The organism is Celerinatantimonas sediminis (assembly GCF_046054195.1).
Taxonomy (GTDB): domain Bacteria; phylum Pseudomonadota; class Gammaproteobacteria; order Enterobacterales; family Celerinatantimonadaceae; genus Celerinatantimonas.
On the sequence record NZ_JBEQCS010000009.1, the window covers coordinates 105,466 to 123,425 of the forward strand.

The 17,960-nt window shown below is 40.9% G+C and carries 15 protein-coding genes; 10 read left to right on the forward strand and 5 right to left on the reverse strand.

Translation table 11 applies throughout. The features are described 5' to 3' along the window. The first annotated feature begins 92 nt into the window (after positions 1-92). Positions 93-281: a PA3496 family putative envelope integrity protein gene (locus tag ABTQ23_RS12125; RefSeq protein WP_408615996.1), complete on the forward strand. Its 189-nt coding sequence runs from the start codon at positions 93-95 to the stop codon at positions 279-281. A gap of 86 nt (positions 282-367) precedes the next feature. On the opposite strand, the gene ABTQ23_RS12130 is transcribed toward ABTQ23_RS12125, so the two are convergent. The 5 genes from ABTQ23_RS12130 to ABTQ23_RS12150 form a co-directional block, all read right to left on the reverse strand. Beyond that, entirely contained in the window at positions 368-1,999 is a 1,632-nt protein-coding gene (locus ABTQ23_RS12130) for a sodium/sugar symporter (RefSeq protein WP_408615997.1), read from the reverse strand. Positions 2,000-2,203: 204 nt separating this feature from the next. Continuing rightward, positions 2,204-3,187, reverse strand: coding sequence for a substrate-binding domain-containing protein (locus ABTQ23_RS12135; protein WP_408615998.1), 984 nt, complete (start codon positions 3,185-3,187; stop codon positions 2,204-2,206). A 255-nt stretch (positions 3,188-3,442) separates the two neighbouring features. Continuing rightward, positions 3,443-4,537, reverse strand: coding sequence for a MalM family protein (locus ABTQ23_RS12140; protein WP_408615999.1), 1,095 nt, complete (start codon positions 4,535-4,537; stop codon positions 3,443-3,445). 59 nt (positions 4,538-4,596) lie between these two features. Further along, positions 4,597-5,874, reverse strand: a complete 1,278-nt coding sequence (gene lamB, locus ABTQ23_RS12145; RefSeq protein ID WP_408616000.1) for a maltoporin LamB — start codon at positions 5,872-5,874, stop codon at positions 4,597-4,599. A gap of 154 nt (positions 5,875-6,028) precedes the next feature. After that, positions 6,029-7,117, reverse strand: coding sequence for an ABC transporter ATP-binding protein (locus ABTQ23_RS12150; RefSeq protein ID WP_408616001.1), 1,089 nt, complete (start codon positions 7,115-7,117; stop codon positions 6,029-6,031). Positions 7,118-7,481: 364 nt separating this feature from the next. Here ABTQ23_RS12150 and ABTQ23_RS12155 point away from each other — a divergent pair, with 364 nt between their 5' ends. The 9 genes from ABTQ23_RS12155 to galK all read left to right on the forward strand — a co-directional run bounded on the left by ABTQ23_RS12155 (position 7,482) and on the right by galK (position 17,897). Continuing rightward, entirely contained in the window at positions 7,482-8,720 is a 1,239-nt protein-coding gene (locus ABTQ23_RS12155) for an extracellular solute-binding protein (protein ID WP_408616002.1), read from the forward strand. Between the two features lie 53 nt (positions 8,721-8,773). Beyond that, positions 8,774-10,066 carry a carbohydrate ABC transporter permease gene (locus tag ABTQ23_RS12160; RefSeq protein ID WP_408616003.1) on the forward strand — a complete coding sequence of 431 codons (1,293 nt, stop codon included), beginning with the start codon at positions 8,774-8,776 and terminating at the stop codon, positions 10,064-10,066. Between the two features lie 9 nt (positions 10,067-10,075). Further along, positions 10,076-10,921 (forward strand): sugar ABC transporter permease, encoded by an 846-nt coding sequence (locus ABTQ23_RS12165; RefSeq protein ID WP_408616004.1) that lies wholly within the window; start codon positions 10,076-10,078, stop codon positions 10,919-10,921. Then, positions 10,921-12,093: a glycoside hydrolase family 53 protein gene (locus ABTQ23_RS12170; protein WP_408616005.1), complete on the forward strand. Its 1,173-nt coding sequence runs from the start codon at positions 10,921-10,923 to the stop codon at positions 12,091-12,093. The genes ABTQ23_RS12165 and ABTQ23_RS12170 overlap by 1 nt, the downstream gene beginning before the upstream one ends. A gap of 12 nt (positions 12,094-12,105) precedes the next feature. Next, the gene (locus ABTQ23_RS12175; protein WP_408616006.1) at positions 12,106-14,175 is read left to right on the forward strand and encodes a beta-galactosidase; all 2,070 of its coding nucleotides are present in this window, start codon (positions 12,106-12,108) and stop codon (positions 14,173-14,175) included. Then, positions 14,172-14,492 carry a PTS sugar transporter subunit IIB gene (locus ABTQ23_RS12180; protein ID WP_408616007.1) on the forward strand — a complete coding sequence of 107 codons (321 nt, stop codon included), beginning with the start codon at positions 14,172-14,174 and terminating at the stop codon, positions 14,490-14,492. The genes ABTQ23_RS12175 and ABTQ23_RS12180 overlap by 4 nt, the downstream gene beginning before the upstream one ends. A gap of 151 nt (positions 14,493-14,643) precedes the next feature. Continuing rightward, a complete protein-coding gene (gene galE / locus ABTQ23_RS12185) occupies positions 14,644-15,666 on the forward strand; it encodes a UDP-glucose 4-epimerase GalE (RefSeq protein ID WP_408616008.1) in 1,023 nt (340 codons plus the stop codon). Between the two features lie 13 nt (positions 15,667-15,679). Continuing rightward, positions 15,680-16,723 carry a galactose-1-phosphate uridylyltransferase gene (gene galT / locus ABTQ23_RS12190; RefSeq protein WP_408616044.1) on the forward strand — a complete coding sequence of 348 codons (1,044 nt, stop codon included), beginning with the start codon at positions 15,680-15,682 and terminating at the stop codon, positions 16,721-16,723. Between the two features lie 19 nt (positions 16,724-16,742). Continuing rightward, entirely contained in the window at positions 16,743-17,897 is a 1,155-nt protein-coding gene (gene galK / locus ABTQ23_RS12195) for a galactokinase (RefSeq protein WP_408616045.1), read from the forward strand. Positions 17,898-17,960: the final 63 nt, after the last annotated feature.

A 17,960-nucleotide genomic window follows, 5' to 3' on the forward strand; every position in this document is an offset into this window, starting at 1 on the left:
CACGTGAGCATATCTCACGTTGTAACTGGGTGGTTTGTCCTCATCCCACAGACTGCCCATGATCTATTTTGATTGTTTTGGAGTGATAGGGAATGAAACGATCTAATCGCCCTCAATTTGATGATGAAGACTGGATGGACGAGGATGATGACCGCAAACATGCTCGTAAAAGTCATCAAGACCATCGCGGTCGCTCAAAAGGGCAAGCGCGCCGTGGTATTGAAGATTACCTGGAGCAGAAACAGCTGCGGGAATATTTGCGTGAGGGATATGACGATTAATAACTAGACTCTACAACTTAGAAGCCATTAAGATCAATGAGGCCCGCTTTATAAGCGGGCCTTTCTTTTATCTCGATAACAACGCTCTACCAGAAGCATGCATATAAAACGACTAAGATAATCAAAATGATATATGCACAAATGTTAAACGCGCCATCTGTTTTAAACGTTTTATTGGTAACTTGGATCCCTTTAGGATCATCATCTACCGGGTTGGTTGTCAGGCTGGTTAATGCCATGACCACAACACTAAAGAAGAAGGTATAAAGCATTTGATCCATAAATGGCATATCAAATGGCATCAACTTCAAGAATAATGCAAATGGAATCGACAAAATAACACCAACAATTGCGCCTTTACTCGTGGTTTTTTTCCAGAACAAGCCCATTAGGAATACAGCTAAAATACCAGGGCTAACGAGGCCTGTGTATTCCTGAATATATTGGAATGCCTGACCGATACCAGCCAGTTGAGGAGCAATTAAGCAAGCAACCACCAAAGCAACCAATGCGGTGATTCGCCCAACATTGACCAATTTACCTTCACTTGCTTTTGGATTGATATAAGGTTTATACAAATCCATAGTAAAGATGGTTGCTGTTGAGTTCAGCATGGATGCAAGAGATGACACAATGGCAGCAGCTAAAGCCGCAAATACAACACCTTTAATACCAATTGGCAAAAATTGAGTTAACCATGGAAACGCTTTATCAGCATGAGCCATGGTCGGCAAGTTCACACTCGCTGCCGCACCCAGTTTAGCCATCAACTGGGGATCTTGGCTAATAACCCAAGCGGCAATCCCAGGAACAACCACCAAAACTGGAATTAACAGTTTTAAGAATGCAGCAAATACAATCCCTTTTTGCGCTTCAGGCACTGATTTTGCCGCCAATGTACGCTGAATGATGTACTGGTTAAAGCCCCAGTAATACAAGTTGGCAACCCATAAGCCACCAATGAGCACCGCAATCCCAGGAACATTGACAAACTGAGGATTATCTTTAGATAAGATCATCTGCATGTGTTCTGGCGCTTCGTGCATAATGCGAGAAAAGCCAGCGAAAATACCGCTTCCATCGCCTAAGATGGTTAATGCGGCAAACGCGGTAAACAATCCACCAATGACCAAAACAATCACCTGCACCACATCGGTCCAAGCAACCGCAGCTAAGCCACCATAAAGTGAATAAACAACAGCAAATACAGCCAAGCCAATAATGGTATAACTCAGTGGCACACCTAAGATGGTCTGCAGAGCAAGCCCGCCAAGATAAAGTACTGATGTGAGGTTTACGAAGATATACAACGCCAGCCAAAAAATAGCCAAAATAGACTTGAGCTGTCGGTTATAACGTTTTTCCACAAACTCTGGAATGGTATAAATCTGTTTTTCAATGAAGATTGGCAAGAAATATTTACCAACCAGAATCAGCGTTAATGCTGACATCCACTCATATGAAGCGATTGCCAAACCTATCGCAAATCCAGAGCCAGACATGCCGATAAACTGTTCGGCCGAAATATTTGCCGCAATTAATGAAGCACCAATAGCCCACCATGGCAATGATTTACCCGCTAAGAAGTAGTCTTTCGTCCCTTTAGTCTGATCTCCTTTGGTTCTGGAGACCCACAGCCCTAATCCGACAATAACCACTACATAGATGGCAAATATGACATAGTCCAAGGTGTGCAGCCCCAAACTACTAGTATGCATAAAACCCTCTGCTCAATTGGTTACGAGGAAATAGAACAGCCAATAATATTTAATTGACTATTCACCTATTAACGCAAGCAATGTAAGCGATTACATATTAGTTTTCTGAGTGGTAAATCACGTTTAAATTTTTAGTTAAAAGAAACGAGAAAAGCCTCACATAATTCGATCAAAATCTTAAGACTTTATTAAATAACGAGAAACCTAATGGCGACGAATAAGAGTGGGTTTATATATTCCAGAGCCTTGATCGGTTTGTTCACCTTGCGACAAGCGAATCGCTAAACTGGCCGCTTTATGCACCATCTGCACCATGGGATAGCGAATTGTTGTCAAACGAGGATGAACATAGCGGGCAATCAATACATCATCAAAGCCAACAATCGAAAGCTGCTCAGGCACTCGAATATCATTGTCATAAGCAATAGCTAAAGCCCCGGCGGCCATGGGGTCGTTATAACAGGTGACCGCTGAAAAAGGTGTGTTCGTGTTTAAAAGCTCGGTCATTGCATGCTCCCCGCCAACATGATCAGGAGAGCCATAGCCAACTAACTTTTCATCAAACTCAATGCCAAAATCTGCCAGCGCATCTCGATAGCCACTTAAGCGATCATCAGCATCAGAAATAGCGTGGTTAGAGCACAAAAAAGCAATACGGCGATGCCCTTGACTTAACAAATGATTCGTCGCAAGCCAAGCACCATAATGATCATCCAGCGCCAGGCAGCGGTGTGCATATTTTTCAACCATACGGTTGATGACTACCATACCAGGAATTTGCTCAAAATATTCGCCGAGTTGCTCATCGGTTAGCATTTTGGCATGCACAACCAGTGCGTGACAGCGGTGCCGCTGCATCTGTTCAATCACTTGCTGTTCACGTTCGCCGAGGTGATAACCATTTGCCGTTAAAAGAAATTTATGGTTATCAATGGCAACTTGTTCCGCCGCTTTAACCATATTGCCAAAAAAAGGATCGGAAACATCAGCAACAATTAATCCCAACATTTCAGAATCTTGATGAGCGAGTGCCCGAGCACTGGCATTTGGCTGATAACGCAACTGAGCCATCGCCTCTTTGACCTTTAACTGTGACTCTTTTCCCGCTTTGGGCGAACCATTAATAACTCGTGAAACTGTTGCTACAGAAACCCCAGCAATTCGAGCGACATCTTTGATTGTTGCCATACCTTCCTTCTATAACACCTTGAATTCAATTGTCATATCTCACCTCTTTGTCACCAAGATTCATGAAAAACTCTGATTTGGCAAGTAGATACCCGTCATTTAATAATATCCGATATGTGGTAACGTTTACAAAAATCACTGATAATATTTTTAATAAGCGCAAATGATGTAACGTAAGTACCCTCAACACTGGCTAAAAGCCTATTGCAACAACAGGCTTTTAGCTAAATAAAATGCCAATAGATTGTTTATGCGTTATTGCGGTAACTTATCTAACGCCTCAGCAAAGATCTCACTGGCATCAGCCACACCTTGGCGTTTAGCCTGCTGATAGAGCTCAATGGCGTGCTGATAATCATGTCCTTTCAGAGCATCTTCGATATTAGTCAATAAACGCTGTTCTATCATCTGCAACTCATATGGTTTTGATGAGTAAAAATGTGTATTAGGCATGTTCAGATACACTGGATGTTGTTGAATTTTACCATCCGGTTTTATCACAGCTTGCCGCTCAGCTTTAGATAAATTAATTGAACGACTATCAACGCTCTCTTGCTTGCTCGCGACTTTAGTTACCGAAGCCTGACTAGTTTGCTTGGGTTCTATCTCGGCTTTAGGTTGTTGGATCTCAGGTTTTACTTGATTTACAACTTGGGAAGATGATGGATTTGTTGTATAGGCAGAACTACTCTCAACCAAAGAAACAGATTCAGCATCCAACACAAAGTTTCCGACTGGACGATAGCGCATAACTTGGTAGCGCAACGGATCTGGAGGTGGCGCATAGGCATGTACTCGATTAAAAATTGCTTTTTGACTTTCAACCTGAAATGTTTGAGACAGCTGATCGTTTGGTTGATAAAGAACAAGATAACGGTGCTGAGCATTTCCCATGACAATTTGTCTTTCTATCTCACTTTTCAGGTGATAGTAGTTTGGGCTTTTTGCAAAAAACTGATTATCTAAGACACCTGTAACATGGAAATTATCATCTAATATCACCGCTTTTGGTAAAAACAATTGCTGGCGGATATCAAATGTTAAGGTCACTTTAAAATCACTATATGTCTGCGGCGCAATAAATTTATAGGCAGCAAACCGTGATTTGCCTTCTGCAAAGTTAAAAACAGGGGATTGGGGTGTGACAGCTAACTTATATTCCCCCGCAGAGTGAATTACTTTATATGGCATCGACTGATAAGTGCTGCAGCAAACAGTTTGACCTTGAATTGTTGATTCAAATTGCGCTGAGCTAGTTGCTAAAGAGTTATCAGCTGAAGGCTGGCTATTATTAACACTGACACATCCAGATAAACCTAGTAATAGCCCCACTAAAACGGTTTGTTTCATAACAACTCCAATTGAGGGCCAGCATTGCTGGCCCAACTGCGAGACAACAAATTATTGGCTTACCACCAAACTTCACCCTGCACACCATAACGGAAATCATGGTTCGAGTTACCATTAGCGATAGAATCCACTAGACCGGAATCTGATTTAATATAAGTTGCATACAATCGAATTTCTGGACGAGCATACAATCCCATACCAGCAGACCAAGCTTGAGCAATCGTAATTTTATGGCCTTTAGTGTCACTATTACTGGTATCAGATTTATTGACTTGGAAATAACCAATTTCGGCCATCGTTTTATTGTATTCATCCCATTGATAAATAGGACGAGTGACAAACGATAACAGAGACTGATCCTGCCCCCCACTGTCAATGTTACTTGAGTGACCATAGATTAAGACATAGTTCACACTAACACGTTTACCGAACTGAAAATCAGAGGTGTTAATTAAGCGATAACCGGTCGCATCCGAGGTATCGTTCCAAGCATCATACCAACCACCACCTTGAGAGGTCATATTTTGAGCCAGGCCTTTATTGGCATATTGCGCGACAAAGGTTGTGTACTGACCAAACATACTCTGACCTAGAACAGCGGTTAACATCACGCCATTTTTAGAATCCTCGTAATCTAGTCCCCCTGCACTAGAGGTGACACCATCCTGACCACTGGTTTTATTAGGCATCGCATAATCTATCCCTAATTCAACCCAAGATCCTTTCCAAGGAGAAAGTCCAGCGTAACGGATATCAGCATAGTTAATATTTAAATTATCGTTATATGCTTTGCCGTTTGGACCATAGTATGTTGTGTTATCGCCCGAGGCATCACCACGCATCCATGCTAAAGACAACTTACCAGGACCTGCTTTAAAATCTTCTAACCCGGCACCATAACCGGAGATATCCCAGTATTTAGTATCGATAATGTGTAAGTCATGACGTTGATAAAAACGTTTACCAGCCCAAATAATCGCATTAGGATTCGATGCAATTAGCCCCTTAGCCCTGATATTTAATTGTTTTAAGCCAAAGTTAGCCGAATCATCGCTAGTTTGCTCGGTACCGTTATAACCATCACTATCCATTGAAAACATTGAATCAACATAAAAAGCCTTGCCATCTTTATTATAAACTTCTTCACCAAGACCGATTTCAGCGTAGCTATCAAATTCATTCCCTAGGCGGCCGACCATCTGCTTAGAATAATTATCTTCACTTTTGGTACCACCCGATTTACTTGATGTACCGATACCACTTCGAAAGTAGATATTTAATTTAGGTTGGAATAAATTGGCGCTATCAAAAAAAGGGGTTGTATCTGCGGATGCCATAAGAGGAACAAATCCTGAAGCTCCTATTGATGCATAAAATAATATTTTTTTAAACATATAATTGTTCTCCAAACAATGTAGGGTGCTTATACATCAAAAAATAAGCTGTCAATCACAATCCTTGATTAATATATTGAGAACATCGACCTTTTCATCACCTATTATTTAATAGAGCACCTCCTTGTTCATTAAAAAGCAAACAATCTTTAGAATTGAAATACACATCCATATTTTTATATCTTTCGAAATCCTGATCACCCGGCATTAATATTTTTATTTTATCTATGCCACAAACTTGCCCAAACACATAGGTACTATTACCAAGTCTCTCCACAACTTCACAATGAAAAGGAATTTTAACTTCAGCTTCTAATTTATAGAGGTTTTCAGGACGAATTCCCAGTGTCACATTATCATTAGGAGAAACAGTTAGATTTTCTTTTTGAATAGTAATATCTAATTGGTTATTAATATTTAATCCTAAATAAGTACCATCATAAGAAGTGACTCGAGCTGGAATAAAATTAATTTTTGGAGAACCAATAAATCCTGCAACAAATAGATTGACAGGATGATAATACAACTCCATTGGCGCACCAATCTGCTCAACATGACCTTCTCTGACAACCACTATTTTATCGGCTAAAGTCATCGCCTCGATTTGATCATGAGTCACATAGATCATCGTATTACCAAGTTCTTGGTGAAGCTTAGCAATGTATAATCGCATCTCAACACGTAATTCAGCATCAAGATTAGAAAGAGGCTCATCAAATAGGAAAACTTTAGGGTTACGAATAATCGCCCGACCAATTGCTACACGTTGACGCTGTCCACCTGATAACTGTTTAGGTTTTCTATCAAGCAACTCCGTTAATTGTAGAGTCTTAGCGACTACTTCAGCCCGATGACGACGTTCATTTTTACCAACACCAGAAACTTTCAATCCGTAACTAATATTATCAGCAACACTCATATGTGGATAAAGAGCATAGGATTGGAATACCATAGCAATTCCACGTTTAGAGGGTGCAATATCATTAATTACAACATCATCAATAATAATGTCACCATCAGAGATATCTTCAAGCCCCGCAATCATACGCAGTAATGTCGATTTACCACACCCAGAAGGCCCAACAAAAACAGTAAATTCACCATCATCAATTTCAAGACTAACATTATGAATAGTCTCTTCATTTGTATAACGTTTTACTACGTTATGTAATTGGATACTCGCCATTATTAAATCCTTTTGCAGGAGCAAAAACTAACCGTAAGACAATGACTAAGAGCAGACTAGTCATAACGAATGAACTGATGGATAACTAATAAGAAACACTAAGAAAGGGAACGGATCCATAAAATCCAACCAAAAATGTAATCGCTTTCACAAATTAAATCTTAATTTGAATCTTAGATCACATTTATATAAAGATTTAGTAGTTTTTCTATCTAGAACCATTTTAATTAAGTGTGCTGACGATAGCGATTTGTTGAGCTTTCATTTAAATGGACAAAACAATTATTATGCTGTTTTTTGTGACTCCAATAACAAATAGTTAAATAAAATCTGAAATAAAAATCAGAAATAAAGGGTCCTAAACATGAAAAAAAATAGAATAATAGCAACCTTAGCAGTGGTTTTATCTGTGACGCCTCTCACACTAAAAATAGCAAACGCAGCAACAAACACTAATAAATTATTAGTTTGGGAAGATATTAAAAAATCTTCGGGCATAACAGATGCTATTCATGATTTTGAAAAAAAATATTCCATCAAAGTAAATATTATAGAATTACCATTTAGCCAACAAATTGAAAAACTTAGATTAGATGGGCCAGCTGGAATTGGACCCGATGTCTTAGTTATTCCAAATGACCAACTAGGTGGAGCAGTTGTTCAGGGATTAATCACGCCTTTAAAAGTTAATCATAACTACATTGATAAATATACAAAATCAGCAGTAACTGCACTCAATTATAAAGATAAACAATATGGAATACCTAAAGCAGTAGAAAGCATTGTAATGATCTACAATAAAAAACTAGTTAAAACTCCACCCAAAGACTTTGATACTATTTTTAGTATCTCCGAAAAATTCCACAAAGAAGGAAAATACGGACTTCTTGCTAAATTCGATGAAGTCTATTACACCTATGGCGTTATGTCTGCCATGGGAGGTTATATTTTTGGCCATAATAAAGATGGGTCATTCAATTTTGATGATATTGGTTTCAATAACAAAGGAAGTATTGAGGCCGCTGCGTACATTAAGAAATTTTACTCTACAGGACTATTTCCTACAGGAATACTTGGTAGCACAGGACTAAATGCCATTGATTCTATGTTTACCGAAGGCAAAGCAGCTATCGTATTTAACGGCCCATGGGCTTTCAAACCGTATGAAAATGCGGGAGTTGATTATGGTGTGGCACCACTTCCCATTCTACCGAATGGCAAGCATATGCGCTCATTACTGGGAGTTAAAGGATACGTTGTCTCTAGTTACTCAAAACAGCAAGATCTTGCTCTAAAATTCATTAAATTCATCAATCAACCGAAATATGAAAAAATAAGATTTGCTAAAACTGGAGAAATCCCTGCCCTAAAATCCTTAGTTAATGACCCAGAGTTTAATAAAAATGCAGGTGCTGTCGCTGTCGCAGAACAGGCAAAATATGCTACAGCCATGCCTAACAATCCTGAGTTTAACACGATTTGGACCCCCGTTAATAATGCACTGCAGTTAATTGCAACGAATAAATCTCAAATCAAACCCGCTCTCGATAATGCTGTTAATAACATTAAGATGCAGATTCAAATGACTCAGGCTGAACAATAGCTATATAACCTGGCTTATAGCCAGGTTATGATCATTTACAAAGGATGTTCTAAATGATGACTTATCCATTAACACATGGCTATTCAAGTAAAAATCGCTACTGGTCAACTCTATTATCATTAATTCCAGGGTTAGGTCAGCTATACCATAAAGAATATTTAAAGGGCATTATCTTTATGGTTTTAATCTGGAGTCTAACAGGTTGTTTTTATGATTTTATCACTCATGGTTATTGGGGAGTAATCACATTAGGGACTGAATTACCAAGAGATAACTCAATTTTTCTATTAGCTAAGGGAATTATTGCTATCATCGTATCTTTTATGCTATTTGGGTTATATTACTGGAGTATTTATGATGCTTACAAAACTGGTAAAAAAATTGATAATGGACTCCCAATCAATAATTTAAAAGAGCAGTACCAGCTATTATTGAAAGATGGCTTTCCATACTTTATGACCTCCCCTAGTTTTATCTTATTGATATTTGTAGTTGTCTTTCCAATTATATTTGGTTTTGCTATCGCCTTTACTAATTACAATCTTTATCACACCCCTCCAGCAAAGTTAGTCAGTTGGGTTGGCTTTAAAAATTTTGTAACTATGTTTAAATATAGTTTCTGGCGAAATACATTCTTAGATGTTTTGCAATGGACTGTCGTTTGGACATTACTCGCAACAACACTTCAATGTGCTGCAGGTGTATTAATTGCAATTTTAGTGAATCAAAAAGATCTAAAATTTAGAGCAATTATCAGAACAATTTTAATTTTACCATGGGCGGTTCCTGGGTTCGTTACTATTTTGGTATTTGCTGGAATGTTCAATGAAACTTTTGGTGTTATCAATAATACAATCTTACCCATGATAGGAATAAGTCCAAAAGCTTGGATGACCGATCCATTCTGGACAAAATGTGCCTTAATTATGATGCAAACCTGGCTCGGATTTCCATTTGTCTTTGCTATGACAACGGGTGTATTACAAGCCATTCCAGACGACTTATATGAGGCAGCGACAATCGATGGGGCAAATGGCTGGCAAAAACTTACAACCATCACCTTGCCATTAGTTCTATATTCAATTGCCCCTATTCTTATTACGCAATATACATTTAACTTTAACAATTTCAATATCATTTATTTATTCAACAATGGTGGTCCTGCCGTAGCGAGCTCCAATGCGGGAGGAACAGATATTTTAGTTTCGTGGATTTATAAGTTAACCATGTCGTCATCTCAATATGGGATTGCAGCTGCAATTACAATTTTACTATCTATTTTTGTAGTTGGATTAGCTTTGTGGCAGTTCAAAAAAACCAACTCATTTAATGATGATATGATGTAGGAGAGTATCATGATTGACAGTATAAAAAGCCGAAACCATATCCGGCTATTTTTCACCTATCTAACAATAACTATTATTGCGATACTCATTATTTATCCATTAATCTGGACAGTTGGGGCATCATTTAACCCTGGAAGCAGTCTATTAAGTACTGATTTAATTCCTAAGAACCTATCATTCATACATTATCAGGACTTATTTAATGGAAAAATACCTTATCTTCAGTGGTATTATAACTCACTGAAGATAAGTATCTTAACCATGATATTAACACTTATCTGTGTCAGTTTTACTGCCTACTCTTTTTCTAGATTTCGGTTTAAAGGTAGAAAAAATGGGCTCATGTTATTTTTATTGCTACAAATGGTTCCACAGTTTTCGGCTTTGATTGCTATATTTGTACTAGCCCAAATGCTGGGTTTAGTTAATAGTCATTTGGCATTAGTTTTAGTTTATGTCGGTGGCATGATCCCCATGAATACCTATCTAATGAAAGGATACCTTGATGCGATCCCTCGAGATTTAGATGAGTCAGCACGAATGGATGGCGCGAGCAACATTCGTATATTCATTGAAATTATCTTGCCATTATCTAAACCCATTATTGCTGTTATTGCCTTGTTTTCATTTACCGGACCACTGGGTGACTTTATTTTATCCAGTACCATCTTAAGAACACCTGAAAAATATACCTTACCCATTGGGTTATATAATTTAGTTGCTCAAAAAATGGGAGCAAGTTATACCACTTATGCTGCAGGGGCTGTATTAATTTCTATTCCTGTCGCATTGATATTTTTATCTCTTCAAAAATATTTCGTCTCTGGACTTACTGCCGGCGGGAGTAAAGGATAATGAAATCGAAATCACTTGGGATATTATTAAGTTCAGCTATTCTGTTTACAGCGAGCATATGTACAACTGCCGCAGAGCTGCCAACATCTTCTTTTATTAAGGGAGCAGATATCTCCATACTGCATGATGTTGAAAGCCATGGCGGTAAATTCTATAACGCCCAAAAGGAACAACAAGATCCGTTAGTCATTTTAAAAAACAATGGCTTCAACTGGGTTCGTCTACGCCTGTGGAATGAGCCTAAAGACAGCCAAGGACAGCCCTATGGCGGAGGCAATAATAGTTTAGCTGTTGATTTAAAACTGGCTAAGCGAGCAAAAGCTTTGGGATTTCATCTACTTCTTGATTTTCACTATAGCGATTTTTGGACTGACCCCGGCAAACAGTTTAAGCCTAAAGCTTGGCAACAGCTTAACAATGCTCAATTAATTAAAACCATTGAGAGTTATACCCAGCAAACAGTTGCTCAATTTGTGGCGCAAGGGACCACACCAGATATGATCCAAATTGGCAACGAAATTAACAGCGGCATCTTATGGCCGACCGGCAAAAGTTGGGGACAGGATGGTCATGAATTTGACCGACTAGCCGCACTATTAAAAGCAGCCGTTAAAGGTGCAAAAGCCAGCGCAGGCAATGCTCTAATTATGTTTCATCTTGCCAAAGGTGGAGATCAAAACATGTATAAATGGTGGTTTGGCGAAATCACCAAACGTAATGTTCCCTTCGATGTCATCGGCTTATCTTATTACCCGTATTGGGATGGTTCTATGGCTGCTTTAAAAGCCAACTTAGACTATGTATCAGAGCAATTTCATAAAGATGTCATTGTAGTTGAAACCCAATACGGCTATTCAACCCAAAATTGCGACAGCGCCCCTAATAGTTTTACATATAAAGAAGCTAAGCAGGTTGGTTATCCAGCCACTGTCGCGGGGCAAAAACACTATATTGAAGACTTAATCCATACCGTTGCTTCGGTAAATAATCACCGTGGAGCGGGGATCTTTTATTGGGCTCCACTGTGGATAGCAGCCAAAGGTGCGACTTGGGCGACCCCTGCAGGAATGGCCTATATCAATGACAAATGGCAAGAAGGAAACTCCCGCGAGAATCAGGCGTTATTTGATTGTCAGGGACATGTTCTTAACTCAATTAAAGCTTTTAATTAAAGTGGAGCTGTTATGGTAGCCAAACAGATCACCGCACTAAATTTTCCAGCACTGTTGCATGGCGCAGATTACAATCCAGAGCAATGGCTGAATCAGCCTGAAATACTCAAGCAAGATATTCAAATGATGAAACAGGCCCACTGTAACGTCATGTCAGTTGGGATATTTAGTTGGAGTATGCTTGAACCTGCTGAAGGGCAATATAATTTTGGCTGGTTAGACGATGTTTTAAATACTTTAGCCCAAAATGAAATCAGTGTCTTTCTAGCAACACCAAGCGGTGCCCGCCCAGCTTGGCTCTCGGCAAAATATCCACAAGTCTTGCGAGTCGATGAACAGCGCCGCCATGCCCTGCACGGCGGTCGGCACAACCACTGTTTAAGCTCACCTATTTATCGGGAAAAAGTTCGAGCCATAAACCAACAATTGGCGAAACGTTACGCACATCATCCAGCAGTGATAGGCTGGCATATTTCTAATGAATATGGAGGCCAGTGCCATTGCCCATTATGTCAGGAACAATTTCGCTTATGGTTAAAAAACAAATACCAAACGTTGGATGCACTCAATCAAGCTTGGTGGTCAAATTTTTGGAGTCATACTTTTACAGATTGGAGTCAAATTGAATCACCATCATCTATTGGAGAAAACAGTATTCATGGCTTAAATCTTGATTGGAAACGATTTACCACAGCCCAAGTTATCAATTTCTGCCAACATGAAATTGATAGCGTAAGACCATTCAATCCAGAGCTTCCAGTAACAACTAATTTCATGGAATATTTCTATGATTACGATTACTGGGAACTGGCAAAAATTCTCGATTTTGTCTGTTGGGATAATTACCCGCTATGGCATGGTGAACGCTCGGATCGCGATACAGGAGCTTACGTCGGAATGTATCATGATCTCATTCGTTCACTAAAACCGGGACAGCCATTTTTGTTGATGGAATCAACGCCAAGTGCAACCAACTGGCAGCCTACCAGTAAACTCAAAAAACCTGGAATGCATATTCTCTCATCCATGCAGGCCATCGCGCATGGCTCAAACTCGGTACAATATTTTCAGTGGCGCAAAAGCCGTGGTTCAGTGGAAAAATTTCATGGTGCTGTCGTTGACCACGTTGGACATATCAACACGCGTGTTGGCAAAGAGGTTACTCAGCTCGGAGAGATATTAAGCAAACTTAGTGAAATAACTACAACAACCGTCAAGGCCGAAGTCGCCATTTTGTTTGACTGGGACAACCGTTGGGCGATGGATAATGCCCAAGGGCCGCGTAATAAAGGATTGTTTTACGAACAAACCGTAAATTCTCACTATCTTCCATTCTGGGAAATGGGAATTAACGTCGATATCGTTAATCAGCAAAGCGATCTGAGCGCGTATAAACTGGTAATCGCTCCGATGTCTTATATGGTCAAGCCCGCATTTGCAAAAGAGCTTGATAGGTTTGTCAGCCAAGGTGGTTGTTTGGTTAGCACTTATTGGAGTGGCATAGTTCAAGAGCATGACCTGTGCTTTTTAGGCGGATTTCCTGGCCCTCTCAAACCTATTTTGGGGATCTGGTCTGAGGAGATTGATAGCCTTGATGACCACGAAAGTAACTGGGTTCAGCCTATCGAAAATAATAGCCTTTCACTCACAGGCCCTTATAAAGCCACACAGTTATGTGACCTCATCCACTTACAAAGTGCCAGTGCTCTGGCCTATTATCAACAGGACTTTTATCAAGGCTATCCAGCATTGACGGTAAATCACTACGGCAAAGGGCTAGCCTATTATATTGCCTCGAAAAATGATGAACAATTCCAGTATGATTTTACCAAAGCACTGGTTCAGCACTTACAAATAACCCCAGCTATTGCCACCACACTCCCTGAAGCTGTGACAGCACAGGTTCGAGAAAATGACCAATACCGCTATATTTTTATTCAAAATTTTAATAACGCAACAGTCAAATTCGATTTACCAAATAGTTATAAAGATGCATTAGATGACAGTGATTGCCAAGGCCAGCTGGCACTGCCACCTTTTGCAGTAAAAGTTCTCAAAGAGTCAAAACAGGTGACAAAATGAAGCCGAATGACATTTTTAGTAAATTGAAGATGTTTTTATCCGCCCAGAAATTGCCACAGCAGCCTGCCCAAGAAAATGCGCAGACCATTGAATCTTTACTTCATGCATTTGGTGGGGCCCAAAATATCGTTGCCATCGATGCCTGTTTGACTAGGCTTCGAATTACTGTAGAAAATTTATCTCAGGTTCAAACCGAAGAAATTCAGTCGCTTGGCGCGAAGGGAGTGATTATTATTGACCATCAAGTACAGGCGATTTTTGGCCGCTCATCTGACAAATTAAAACAAAAATTAACCCTTTGGCTCAAAAATAAATAATGTTCGATCAGGCAAGCTATAAGAAGAGAGAATTCTATGTGATTTCAATCACGCTTTAATAAGTTACTATTCCCCCTTCCGTTAAAAAAGCTATACATTATAATGTAGCAATGTAAACGTTTACACTCCACAGCTGATAGGTGTTTTAAACATGAAAAATATTTTGGTAACTGGCGGAGCAGGTTATATTGGCAGCCATACCTGTATCCAGATGATGGCCGCAGGCTATACCCCAATTATCTTCGATAATTTCTGCAATAGTAAACACAGTGTTATCGAGAGAATCGCTAGCCTCGCAGGACGCTCCCCTCAAGTTTATCAAGGAGATATTCGCAATAAAGCTCAGCTAGAGGATGTTTTTGCCAAGCATGACATTGAAGGCGTAATTCACTTTGCGGGCCTAAAAGCTGTTGGTGAATCTGTTGAAAAACCAGTCGAGTATTATCAGAACAATGTCGCAGGTACGCTGACATTGCTAGAAGTGATGCAGCAAGCGAACGTGAAAAAAATCATTTTTAGCTCGTCTGCCACCGTCTACGGTGAACCTGAATCAATGCCGATTCGAGAAGATTTTCCAACGCTCAACGCAACCAACCCGTATGGCCAATCAAAATTGGTTATCGAGCGGATTTTAAAAGACCTGACCCATGCTGACCCGCAGTGGTCCACCACATTATTACGTTATTTTAATCCAATTGGCGCCCATCCAAGTGGCACTATGGGTGAAGATCCTCAAGGCATCCCCAATAACCTCGCACCATATATTGCACAAGTAGCAATTGGTCGACGCGAATGTTTATCGGTCTTTGGCGATGACTATTCAACACCAGATGGCACCGGGGTGCGCGATTATATCCATGTGATGGATTTGGCCGACGGCCATGTCGCAGCTTTGCAAAACAGACTGAATGACCAAGGTGTACATATTTATAACCTAGGAACCGGCCAAGGTTATAGCGTTCTACAGGTGCTAAAAGCATTTGAAAAAGCCTGTGGACACGACATTGCTTATAAAATCTGCCCTCGTCGTGCGGGTGATATTGCCGAATGCTGGGCCGACCCAAGCAAAGCGAAAAACGAGTTGAACTGGCAAGCCAGTCGCGGAATTGAACAGATGGCTGAAGATAGCTGGCGCTGGCAATCGAATAATCCAAACGGCTACCCAGAATCTTAAGCAAGAGGTAATGATGCAACAATTTGATCCAACCGAACATCCACATCGTCGTTATAACCCGCTTACCGGGCAGTGGATTTTAGTCTCGCCACACCGGGCAAAACGCCCTTGGCAGGGACAACAGGATGAACCAGATCGCAGCACTCGCCCAAGCCACGATCCCAATTGCTATCTGTGCCCAGGAAATAAACGTATTACGGGTGAACAAAACCCGAACTACGAAGGCACTTATGTGTTTGGTAATGACTTTGCTGCACTGCAAGCGGATACCCCGGATGTACCTGAAAATGATGACCCACTGTTTCAGTCATCCAGCGCCCGTGGATTGAGCCGAGTGATTTGCTTCTCACCCGATCATAGTAAAACACTGCCACAACTTTCTCTTAGCGCGATTCGTGGCGTGATTGATACTTGGGCTGAGCAAACCGCTGAGCTCGGACAAACTTATCCTTGGATCCAGGTGTTTGAAAATAAAGGCTCCATGATGGGCTGCTCGAATCCGCATCCACATGGACAGGTTTGGGCCAATAGTTTTCTGCCCAACGAAGCTGCGACAGAAGATAACCATCAGCGCGAGTATTTTGCAAAATACTCTCGGCCACTGCTGCTTGATTATGTGCAAAAAGAAGCAAAATCGGGTGAACGCACGGTTTGTGAAAACGACCACTGGCTGGTTGTTGTCCCCTACTGGGCTGCGTGGCCTTTTGAGACGCTACTGCTGCCTAAATTTAAAGTCCAGCAGCTACCCGAACTTAATGACGCACAACGAGATAGCTTAGCTCAAATTCTTAAACAGCTGACTTGTCGTTATGACAATCTATTTCAGTGCTCATTTCCTTATTCAATGGGCTGGCATGGCGCACCGTTCGATGGCTCAGACACCACGCCTTGGCAGCTTCATGCTCATTTTTATCCACCACTGCTGCGCTCTGCTAGTGTTCGTAAATTTATGGTTGGCTATGAAATGCTCGCCGAAAGTCAACGCGATTTAACCGCCGAGCAAGCAGCAGGAAGACTACGTGAACTAAGCGATATCCACTATAGCGAAAAATTATAAGAGGAATTTCCAAATGGCTATTCAGGACCTAATTGATGTCACCGAGCGAACTTTCGCTGAACAATTTGGGCATCCATGCGAGATAAACGTGCAAGCCCCTGCTCGCGTCAATCTCATTGGGGAACACACCGACTACAACGATGGCTTTGTATTGCCTTGCGCCATTGATTATCAGACGGTCATTAGTGCAGCAAAACGCTCAGACAATCTAATTAAAGTCGTTGCGGCTGATTATGACAATCAAATGGATAGTTTTGAGCCTAGCGCCAAAGTGCATCGTCATCCCGATCACTTATGGGCTAATTATGTCCGCGGTGTCGTGAAATACCTGTGTGAGCGCGGCTATCAATTAGGTGGAGCAGAACTGGTTATCAGTGGCAATGTGCCACAAGGAGCGGGTTTAAGCTCTTCAGCTTCATTGGAGGTCGCTGTTGGTGAAACATTCAAGCAGTTATTTAACCTAGACCTTGATGGTAAAACCAACGCGCTCAATGGTCAGCAGGCCGAAAACCATTTTGTAGGGTGTAACTGCGGCATCATGGATCAGTTTATCTCCGCTTTGGGCGAGGAAGGTAAAGCACTGTTAATTGATTGTCGCTCGCTGCAAACCCAAGCAGTGACCATGCCTGATGGCGTTGATGTGGTCATTGTTAACTCCAACGTTAAACGTGGCCTGGTTGATAGTGAATACAACACTCGCCGGACGCAATGCGAAGACGCCGCGCACTTTTTCAAAGTGAAGGCTCTGCGCGATTTAACGATGGAACAGTTTGAAGAACGCGCGAGTGAACTAGATCCAATCGTTGCCAAACGCGCTCGTCATGTCATCAGCGAAAATGAACGCACACTCAAAGCGTGTGAAGCGCTAAGGGCTGGCGATCTCAAAACGATGGGCGAATTAATGGGGGCATCCCATGAATCAATGCGTGATGACTTTGAAATCACCGTTCCACCGATTGATCAACTCGTTGATATCATCAAACAAGAGATTGGTGACAAAGGTGGCGTGCGTATGACAGGTGGTGGCTTTGGGGGTTGCGTAGTGGCACTGGTTCCCCATGAACTAACTGAAAAAGTCTGTCATGCTGTTGAAAGCCAGTATCATAAAGTTAGTGGCTTAAACCCAACTATCTATGTCTGTGTGCCTTCAGATGGTGCTGGGAAAATTAACTAAAACAGCAAACAAAACAGAAAATGTAACAAGCAATCATTTTAGGGAAGCTTAACGCTTCCCTTT

What these genes read in the sequence shown, in the direction of transcription:
- ABTQ23_RS12150 (WP_408616001.1), bottom strand. Translation starts at nt 7,117, where the DNA reads ATGGCGAGTATCCAATTACATAACGTAGTAAAACGTTATACAAATGAA.
- ABTQ23_RS12130 (WP_408615997.1), bottom strand. Translation starts at nt 1,999, where the DNA reads ATGCATACTAGTAGTTTGGGGCTGCACACCTTGGACTATGTCATATTT.
- ABTQ23_RS12140 (WP_408615999.1), bottom strand. Translation starts at nt 4,537, where the DNA reads ATGAAACAAACCGTTTTAGTGGGGCTATTACTAGGTTTATCTGGATGT.
- ABTQ23_RS12155 (WP_408616002.1), top strand. Translation starts at nt 7,482, where the DNA reads ATGAAAAAAAATAGAATAATAGCAACCTTAGCAGTGGTTTTATCTGTG.
- ABTQ23_RS12165 (WP_408616004.1), top strand. Translation starts at nt 10,076, where the DNA reads ATGATTGACAGTATAAAAAGCCGAAACCATATCCGGCTATTTTTCACC.
- galT (WP_408616044.1), top strand. Translation starts at nt 15,680, where the DNA reads ATGCAACAATTTGATCCAACCGAACATCCACATCGTCGTTATAACCCG.
- ABTQ23_RS12180 (WP_408616007.1), top strand. Translation starts at nt 14,172, where the DNA reads ATGAAGCCGAATGACATTTTTAGTAAATTGAAGATGTTTTTATCCGCC.
- ABTQ23_RS12135 (WP_408615998.1), bottom strand. Translation starts at nt 3,187, where the DNA reads ATGGCAACAATCAAAGATGTCGCTCGAATTGCTGGGGTTTCTGTAGCA.
- ABTQ23_RS12170 (WP_408616005.1), top strand. Translation starts at nt 10,921, where the DNA reads ATGAAATCGAAATCACTTGGGATATTATTAAGTTCAGCTATTCTGTTT.
- ABTQ23_RS12125 (WP_408615996.1), top strand. Translation starts at nt 93, where the DNA reads ATGAAACGATCTAATCGCCCTCAATTTGATGATGAAGACTGGATGGAC.
- galE (WP_408616008.1), top strand. Translation starts at nt 14,644, where the DNA reads ATGAAAAATATTTTGGTAACTGGCGGAGCAGGTTATATTGGCAGCCAT.
- lamB (WP_408616000.1), bottom strand. Translation starts at nt 5,874, where the DNA reads ATGGCATCCGCAGATACAACCCCTTTTTTTGATAGCGCCAATTTATTC.
- ABTQ23_RS12175 (WP_408616006.1), top strand. Translation starts at nt 12,106, where the DNA reads ATGGTAGCCAAACAGATCACCGCACTAAATTTTCCAGCACTGTTGCAT.
- ABTQ23_RS12160 (WP_408616003.1), top strand. Translation starts at nt 8,774, where the DNA reads ATGATGACTTATCCATTAACACATGGCTATTCAAGTAAAAATCGCTAC.